The 7,280-nt window shown below is 58.6% G+C and carries 11 protein-coding genes and 1 tRNA gene; all 12 read right to left on the reverse strand.

Annotation, left to right across the window (positions count from 1 at the left end; all coding sequences use genetic code 11):
* Positions 1 to 115 precede the first annotated feature (115 nt).
* Positions 116 to 532 (reverse strand): glycine zipper domain-containing protein, encoded by a 417-nt coding sequence (locus EKA13_RS24955; protein ID WP_065761789.1) that lies wholly within the window; start codon positions 530 to 532, stop codon positions 116 to 118.
* A gap of 71 nt (positions 533 to 603) precedes the next feature.
* Positions 604 to 789 carry a hypothetical protein gene (locus EKA13_RS24960; RefSeq protein WP_083199911.1) on the reverse strand — a complete coding sequence of 62 codons (186 nt, stop codon included), beginning with the start codon at positions 787 to 789 and terminating at the stop codon, positions 604 to 606.
* A gap of 185 nt (positions 790 to 974) precedes the next feature.
* Positions 975 to 1,059, reverse strand: a tRNA-Leu gene (locus EKA13_RS24965).
* Positions 1,060 to 1,169: 110 nt separating this feature from the next.
* Complete coding sequence (locus tag EKA13_RS24970) at positions 1,170 to 1,427, reverse strand: hypothetical protein (protein ID WP_245704413.1); 258 nt, start codon at positions 1,425 to 1,427, stop codon at positions 1,170 to 1,172.
* Between the two features lie 118 nt (positions 1,428 to 1,545).
* Positions 1,546 to 1,971 (reverse strand): hypothetical protein, encoded by a 426-nt coding sequence (locus EKA13_RS24975; protein ID WP_065761790.1) that lies wholly within the window; start codon positions 1,969 to 1,971, stop codon positions 1,546 to 1,548.
* A gap of 522 nt (positions 1,972 to 2,493) precedes the next feature.
* Positions 2,494 to 2,691 (reverse strand): carbon storage regulator CsrA, encoded by a 198-nt coding sequence (gene csrA, locus EKA13_RS24980; protein ID WP_065761791.1) that lies wholly within the window; start codon positions 2,689 to 2,691, stop codon positions 2,494 to 2,496.
* A gap of 309 nt (positions 2,692 to 3,000) precedes the next feature.
* Entirely contained in the window at positions 3,001 to 4,089 is a 1,089-nt protein-coding gene (gene modC, locus EKA13_RS24985; RefSeq protein ID WP_065761792.1) for a molybdenum ABC transporter ATP-binding protein, read from the reverse strand.
* A gap of 2 nt (positions 4,090 to 4,091) precedes the next feature.
* Positions 4,092 to 4,772, reverse strand: coding sequence for a molybdate ABC transporter permease subunit (modB, locus tag EKA13_RS24990; protein ID WP_065761793.1), 681 nt, complete (start codon positions 4,770 to 4,772; stop codon positions 4,092 to 4,094).
* Positions 4,772 to 5,527 carry a molybdate ABC transporter substrate-binding protein gene (gene modA, locus EKA13_RS24995; protein ID WP_065761794.1) on the reverse strand — a complete coding sequence of 252 codons (756 nt, stop codon included), beginning with the start codon at positions 5,525 to 5,527 and terminating at the stop codon, positions 4,772 to 4,774. Before modA ends, modB begins: the two co-directional genes overlap by 1 nt.
* A gap of 81 nt (positions 5,528 to 5,608) precedes the next feature.
* Positions 5,609 to 6,682, reverse strand: a complete 1,074-nt coding sequence (locus EKA13_RS25000) for an NAD(P)H-dependent flavin oxidoreductase (protein ID WP_065761795.1) — start codon at positions 6,680 to 6,682, stop codon at positions 5,609 to 5,611.
* 39 nt (positions 6,683 to 6,721) lie between these two features.
* A complete protein-coding gene (locus EKA13_RS27940; RefSeq protein WP_176717480.1) occupies positions 6,722 to 6,892 on the reverse strand; it encodes a hypothetical protein in 171 nt (56 codons plus the stop codon).
* A gap of 2 nt (positions 6,893 to 6,894) precedes the next feature.
* Positions 6,895 to 7,200 carry a DUF1883 domain-containing protein gene (locus tag EKA13_RS25005; RefSeq protein WP_065761796.1) on the reverse strand — a complete coding sequence of 102 codons (306 nt, stop codon included), beginning with the start codon at positions 7,198 to 7,200 and terminating at the stop codon, positions 6,895 to 6,897.
* Between the last annotated feature and the right edge of the window lie 80 nt (positions 7,201 to 7,280).

Here is a 7,280-nt window from a genome sequence, read left to right on the forward strand (position 1 = left end):
AAGGGAGATTCTGTAGGAGCATTGCCAGAATAGGGCGCTCGACGTGAACTGTTTGTGAAGAGGGTGTCGAGAAAATGCAAAACCCGGCGCCAGGCCGGGTTTGTGTCACAAGGGATCAATCGTGCTTGTGGTGACGCTTGTGCTTGTGTCGCTTGCCACCATCGTTGTTGTCGCCATCGTCACCCAGATGGTTACCCAGTGCGCCACCCGCTGCGCCACCGAGGCCTGCGCCGATAGTGGAACCGGTGGAGCCGCCGATCTGGTGACCGATGATCGAGCCGCCCGCAGAACCGAGCCCACCACCCAGAGCAGCTTCGGTGCGGTTGCCTTTCTTGGCGCCGACAGCACTGCCGGCTGCGCCGCCAACACCAGCGCCAATCGCTGCACCTGTGCTGCCGCCGATTTGCTGGCCGATGACATTACCCAAGGCGCCACCCAGGCCGCCGCCGACTGCGGCAGTACCATCGCCGGCAGCCAACGCGCATTGAGACAAGAGAAGACCTAGAGCAAGGGTAGGCAATGTAAAACGCATGATATGAGCCTCAGAAAAGGGGGGCAGTGTTCAAATGGGCAGGTCGTACAGCAAACATGTCGGCGAGGGCTTTAGCGGTCCTCGTCCCGGTAGCGATCATCATGTCGGTGATGACGGCGGTGATCCCGGTCTTGCGAGTAGCGGTGGTTCTGATCGCGCCAGCCATCGTCATCCCGGTCATGGTAATGATGGTGATAACAGCCGGAGGACGCCAGGAAAGTGGCGATCAGGGCGAATTGCGAAAGGCGAGTCAGCACTGTTGTTTCCTTGATCCGCAGCGCGGTTTTTTAGTTGCAAGGCTCTGACAGTGTTTTCTGTTATTGGTTTCGGCAGGATGCCGCATTTGTAGGCTGTATGGAGCGGTTAGCCTAAAGGGCTGGATGACTGTTCTGGATGAATCGCAGGCAGCAAAAAGGCGCCTATCAAGGCGCCTTCTCTAATATGGTGCGAGTGGCGGGACTCGAACCCGCAAGGCTCACGCCGGCAGATTTTAAGTCTGCTGTGTATACCAATTCCACCACACTCGCATGCTCGATTTCTTTACTGCGCTACATCAAGCAACTCAAAGCAAGCTACATCAAGCCACTCGGCGCAACTAATCAGTGGCGCAAAATCGAGGCGTCTTTATAACTCATCGTTATATTTGAGTCAACCGGGCAGGGGCTTTGCCCTGTTCAAGCTGTTGCTGCTCAATGCTCTGCGCCACGTCGCGCAGGTCATCTACAGAGGCCTGTAAGCCTGCTATTCGTCCCTGCATATCCGCGGCATCCTGCGCATGTACCGAGTGTTGCAGGTAGAGCGCATGGCCCGCTAACGTTGTCGCAACCTGCTCAAGTTTCTCGGCCGTGTGCTCCAAGTCGTCATGAATTCCCTTCATCCGCATGTCTGATACCAAGACCTTATCCTCTAGTCCCTTGTCGGCAGTAGGCTTTGCTATAGTCGCGGGAGGACTATAGCAAGTGGCCAGTGCCTTCAGGTAGTCGCTGAGTCCTGGTTTCGATGCGTTGCAGCCGTTAGTGATTGTAGGCGTACTTGTCGTCGACTTTGCGTTTTTCCAGCGTGTAGCGCTTGATGTCGATCTCGTCGCTTTGCAACTGTGCGTCCAGTGAGTCCATTGCCTTGCGCCGTTGTGAGTCGACGTGGGCACGTGTTGCCTGGTAGTTGATGCTTTGAGCCGCATCGTAGCCACTGACCGGGTCCCAGAATATTGAAACAGGCCACAGCAACAGATTGACTACGCCATACCCATACGAACGCCCATAGAACGAGCCACCACCTGGCAGCAAGCCCAGTGCAGCGCCGGTGCCCGGGTTCTTTTCACGAACCTCAAGGTTGTTTGCCTCGTAGTAGGCAAGTTCGGCTTTTTGTTGCGAGTTGAGGCCCGAGGCGCAGCCAGCGGTCAATGTGATGAGTGCAGTTAGCGCAAGTTTACGGAACATCGCGTGCAGATCCCTTAGCAGTGGAGCGTCAATCATTTGAGTGTGTGCCGTTGGCGGCGCGGGATCTTAACTCAAATAAGCGCCTTGGGACATTGCGCGTGCTGCTCAGGCCAGGTCGTTGATACGGTGTACTTACTGGGCCACTGTCTCTTGAGTGGATCCGATCAACGTGCACGCCAGTGCCTCACCAGGTGTTTGCGCAGCGAAGGAAAGGCGCAGGGCAGGTGCGCGGGAAAAGTGTTTACGGTCAGTGCTGAAGTCGGTTTGCCCGACGGTCAACGGTTACCGGCATTTGTGGCAGGCACACTTATCGCGCCGTTGTGGTTGAATCTGCGTGTTCCAGGACGAAATCCTGAGCAAGAGACGCCTCAATAGTCGGCTATTGGCTTTTCGCTCATGGGGTGGCACGTTGCAGTTGCAGGCGTTGATCGGCGCGCCTGGGCCTCCTGAAAGGCATGCGATCTGCGGTCATGGCCGGTCTTCAGCGACCAAGCGCATCCGTGCGACTCGAGTCATGGGCTGTTAGTGCTGATCGTCTCCTTTCTCTGGTGCTGGGTTGCCAGCCTGGATGCGCTTGAAAATCTCTTCTCGATGCACTTGTACATCTTTGGGTGCATCAATGCCGATCCTCACTTGCATCCCCTTGACGCCGAGAATGGTGACCTTGATGTCATCATCGATAACGATGCTTTCGCCGACCTTTCGGGTGAGTATCAGCATGTATTTCTCCTTGGTAGCTTGAATTGCCTGGCAACGTTGTTGCCCAGGCCGGTCGCGCACTATATGCGCTTCCTCTTTCCTTTATTAAAGACGCATTCGTTGAAAATAAATTCTCCGAGCAAAGATTCTGCTGCGTGTCTTTAGTCGCAGGAGGCGACTGGGCGGATGCAAACGTAGGAACGCACCTTTGCCCGCAGACGCAAGCATAGGGGGGTTCGACGAATATGGGAAATTTCTCTGCTAGGCATGAGCAAAATCTTAATATGCCGTATCCCAACAGCCTAGAATTTTAACGCGCGGCACGTGTGATCAGCCAAGCAAAGCCACCGATTTAATTTGCGCCCAAAGCTGCTGCCCTTCATGGATACCCAATTGGTCGTATGAGAAGCGGGTAATGCGCGCCAGCAATGGTGTGCCACTGGCATCAAGGCTGAGCAGCACGTGGGCGTCATTGTCGGCAATGCGGTGTTGACCAACACGCACGGGCAGGCGATTGAGGATGCTGGAATGGTCGTTTTCGACCAGGCTGAGGCTCACATCGCGCGCGCGGACCTTGAGCCGCAGGTACGTTCCAAGCGCCAGCGGCGCATGAGTGACGCGCAGTTGCAACGCTGTGCCGGGCAGATGCAGCCCCAGCAATCGATAGGCCGGGTCATAATGTGCGACGCTGCCTTCGATGATGACCCCGGCATCTTCGTCCTGCGCCAGCGGCAGGTCGATGCGCGCCAGGGTTGGCGCTATGGCACCGCTGGCCAGTACGTTGCCCTGTTCGATGATCACCAGGTGATCAGCCAGTTGTGTCACTTCGTCCAGCGCATGGCTGACGTATACCAGGGGAATCTCCAGTTCGTCGTGCAGGCGCTCAAGGTACGGCAGGATCTCGCGCTTGCGCGGTGCATCGAGTGCCGCGAGTGGCTCATCCATCAGCAGCAGCTGCGGGCTGGTCAACAAGGCGCGAGCGATGCCTACGCGTTGCCGTTCGCCGCCAGAGAGCGTATCAGGCTGACGCTCAAGCAGGTGGCCGATGCCAAGCAGTTCGCAAGCCTGCTCAAGCGCCACTTTGCGCTCACGGGGCGGGGTGCGGCGCTGTCCGAACTCCAGGTTGCCGCGCACCGACAGATGGCTGAACAGGCTGGCTTCCTGGAACACGTAGCCAATCGAACGCTTGTGCGCGGGCAGGAAGTACTGCCGGCTTGAGTCTTGCCAGACCACGCCATTGACCTCGATATACGCTTCTTCCGCTCGCTCAAGGCCTGCCAGGCAACGCAGGCAGGTTGTCTTGCCAGAGCCGGAGTGACCGAACAGGGCGCTGATCCCGCGGCCGGGCAACTGCAGGTCGACGTTCAGTTCAAACGCCTTCCAGGCCACTTTCAAGCGGGCATGAATCATGGGGTGCATGTTTAGCTCCAGCCCGGTTTTTCACGGCGGCTGGCATACAGGGCCAACAACACCACAAATGAGAACACCAGCATGGCGCCCGCCAGCCAGTGTGCTTGCAGGTACTCCATGGCTTCCACATGGTCGTAGATCTGTACCGAAACCACGCGTGTTTTGTCGGGAATATTGCCGCCAATCATCAACACTACGCCGAACTCGCCAACGGTGTGGGCGAATCCAAGAATGCTGGCGGTGATGAAGCCGGGTTTGGCCAGCGGCAGTACTACGCTGAAAAAGGTGTCCCAAGGCCCGGCGCGCAATGTTGCCGCAGCCTCCAGTGGACGCTCGCCGATGGCGCTGAAGGCGTTCTGCAAGGGTTGTACGACGAAGGGCATGGAATAGATCACGGAGCCGATTACCAGGCCGCTGAAGCTGAACACCACAGTGCCCAGGCCCAGTGCCTGGGTGGCCTGGCCGATCAAACCATTGGGGCCCATCGCCAGCAGCAGGTAGAAACCGATGACGGTGGGCGGGAGGACCAAGGGCAGGGCGACGATAGCCCCAACCGGGCCGCGCAGCCACGAACGGGTGCGTGCCAGCCACCAGGCGATGGGGGTGCCAACGATCAGCAGAATCAGCGTGGTCAGGCTGGCCAGTTTGAAGGTCAGCCAGATCGCGGCAAGGTCGTTGGCGTCCAATGGCATTAGCGTGAGTAACCGTAGGCGGCAATGACGGCAGCGGCCTTTGGACCCTTGAGGTAGTCAACCAGGGCCTGAGCGGCTGGGTTGTCTTTGCCTTTGGCCAGAATCACAGCGTCCTGTCGGATCGGTTCATGCAGTGCTGCTGGCACTACCCAGGCTGAGCCGCGGGTGATCTTGCCCTCCTGGTAAATCTGCGACAGCGCCACAAAGCCCAGTTCCGCATTGCCGGTGGCGACGAACTGATAGGCCTGGGTGATGTTCTGACCCTCCACGAGCTTGGCCCGGGTTGCATCGGTCAGGTTCAGCTTCTGCAGTACTTGAGTGGCGGCAAGGCCATAAGGTGCGGCCTTGGGGTTGGCGATGGCCAAGTGCTGGAACTGGTTCTGTTTCAGCACGTTGCCTTCGGCATCGACATAGCCGTCTTTGGCCGACCAGAGCGCGAGCGTGCCGATTGCGTAGGTAAAGCGCGAGCCCTTGACGGTATCGCCCTCGGCTTCGAGTTTGGCCGGTGTGGTGTCGTCTGCGGCGAGGAACACCTCGAAGGGTGCGCCGTTCTTGATTTGTGCATAGAACTGCCCGGTGGCACCGAAGGCCGTGACCAGCCTGTGGCCAGTGTCTTTCTCGAATTCTTTGGCGATGGCCTGAATGGGCGCAGTGAAGTTGGCTGCCACGGCAACCTGCACGTCATCGGCCCAAGCGCTGCTGGTCACAACGGCGCCCAGGAGGGCCAGGGCGAAACGGGGGGCTTTCATACGCATGAAACACGGCTCCGTGTGCTGAAGGGGTATCGCTATGTATGTAAATATATAGCGATACGCAGGTACACCGGAAGGATTGTTTCAGCGTGCGAGGAGCGCCAGGGCCTTGTTCGCCAACTGTTGGGTGAGTTGTGCAGCCGGCAGTTCAACGCCCAGCCTCAGCGCCTGGCCGGACCACAGGTTGCTGAAATCGGTATTGCCCTGGGGCTCGCTGATCGCCCGCAGTGGCATCAAGGCACCGCCTGCCAGTGGAAAGGCGGGTGCGGCGGGGTTCATCGGGCCAAGCTCACGCATGATGCGGGTATTAATCCCGCGGGCCGGGCGCCCGGTGAACAGGTTGGTCAGTGCTGTATCGCTCTCCGCATGGGTGTGCAGGGCCTGGCGATGGGCAGCCGAGATCTTGGCTTCCGGGCAGAACAAGTAGGCGGTTCCCATCTGTACGGCTGAAGCACCCAGTGCAAACGCAGCAACGATGCCGCGGGCGTCGCCAATACCGCCAGCAGCAATAACCGGGACCTGCACGGCATCAACAACCTGGGGGACCAGCGCCAGGGTGCCGACCTGGGTATTCAGGTCGCTGCTGAGAAACATGCCGCGGTGCCCGCCGGCTTCGTAGCCCATGGCAATGATCGCATCGCAACCCTGTTGCTCCAGCCACACGGCTTCAGCGACGGTCGTTGCGCTCGACAACACCTTGGCCCCCGTTGCCTTGACCCGTCTTACCAGCTCGGCGTCTGGCAGGCCAAAGTGGAAGCTGACAACCGCCGGGCGGAAGGCTTCTACCAGTTCGCAGGCTGCGGCATCAAAAGGGGCGCGGTTTGAAACCGGTGTAGGCGCCTCGAAATCGGCGCCCAAGGCGTCGTAATACGGTTTTAATGCCTGTTTCCAGCGCGCATCGCGTTCACTGTCGGGTGTTGGCGATCGGTGGCAGAAAAAATTGACGTTAAGCGGGCGTTGGCTGGCCTGGGAAAAAGCCTGCAGCTCCTGGCGCATCTGCTCGATGCTCAGGGTTGCGCAGGGCAGGGAGCCCAGGCCGCCAGCGTTACTGACGGCAATGGCCATGGCGGACCCCGTAGAGCCGGCCATCGGTGCCTGGATAATGGGCAGTTCTATGCCCAGCAAATCGAGGATACGGCTGTCTGGCCAGCGGCTCATTGCCCGGTTCTCCTTGTGGCGTAATGTGCAGTCCTGCGGTTAAAGCGCTCGGGTGACGCGAATTTCAGTGATGCGTTCGGCGTCTTCGCCGTGCATCGCCTTGAGTGCGGCTTGAGCTTGTTCGAGCGAATCATCAGTCAGCTGGGCAAAGTCCCAGCGGCGTTGATCGTCGAGTTTGTAATGGATGACGTACTTGCGTGTGTCGCTCATGTTCAGCTCAGCTTTGAAGAAGATCGACGGATGATCTTGATGGAATGGGTGAACGTCGTCTTGCGTGAGGCGGCATTGTTCAGGCGCGGGCCGGCGGTATCGATGGTGATGTTCCAGAAGCCGGAACTGGGTACCGTGATTTTTGCCGGGAACCGGTCGAAAGCGCCACCGTGGTAGGTATGGCGACCACCATTCTTGAAGCTGCGGAAGTTGGCATCGCTCATCAGGCGAATATTGCAGCGCTGGGAACACTCGATAACGACAATGTCGTCCTCATTGAGGTGTTCGCGCCGGTGTACAAATTTCATGTGACTCTCCGCAACGGAACTTTTCGCAAATCAAAACGATACCACGATGTCGGTTACACTGTCGGCCTTCGCGCCAGACC

Source organism: Pseudomonas defluvii (assembly GCF_001695625.1).
In the GTDB taxonomy this organism is placed as follows: domain Bacteria; phylum Pseudomonadota; class Gammaproteobacteria; order Pseudomonadales; family Pseudomonadaceae; genus Aquipseudomonas; species Aquipseudomonas defluvii.

Coding starts and splice junctions, on each gene's coding strand:
- EKA13_RS24955 (WP_065761789.1), bottom strand. CDS start 532: ATGCGTTTTACATTGCCTACCCTTGCTCTAGGTCTTCTCTTGTCTCAA.
- EKA13_RS24975 (WP_065761790.1), bottom strand. CDS start 1,971: ATGTTCCGTAAACTTGCGCTAACTGCACTCATCACATTGACCGCTGGC.
- csrA (WP_065761791.1), bottom strand. CDS start 2,691: ATGCTGATACTCACCCGAAAGGTCGGCGAAAGCATCGTTATCGATGAT.
- modC (WP_065761792.1), bottom strand. CDS start 4,089: ATGCACCCCATGATTCATGCCCGCTTGAAAGTGGCCTGGAAGGCGTTT.
- modB (WP_065761793.1), bottom strand. CDS start 4,772: ATGCCATTGGACGCCAACGACCTTGCCGCGATCTGGCTGACCTTCAAA.
- modA (WP_065761794.1), bottom strand. CDS start 5,527: ATGCGTATGAAAGCCCCCCGTTTCGCCCTGGCCCTCCTGGGCGCCGTT.
- EKA13_RS25000 (WP_065761795.1), bottom strand. CDS start 6,682: ATGAGCCGCTGGCCAGACAGCCGTATCCTCGATTTGCTGGGCATAGAA.
- EKA13_RS27940 (WP_176717480.1), bottom strand. CDS start 6,892: ATGAGCGACACACGCAAGTACGTCATCCATTACAAACTCGACGATCAA.
- EKA13_RS25005 (WP_065761796.1), bottom strand. CDS start 7,200: ATGAAATTTGTACACCGGCGCGAACACCTCAATGAGGACGACATTGTC.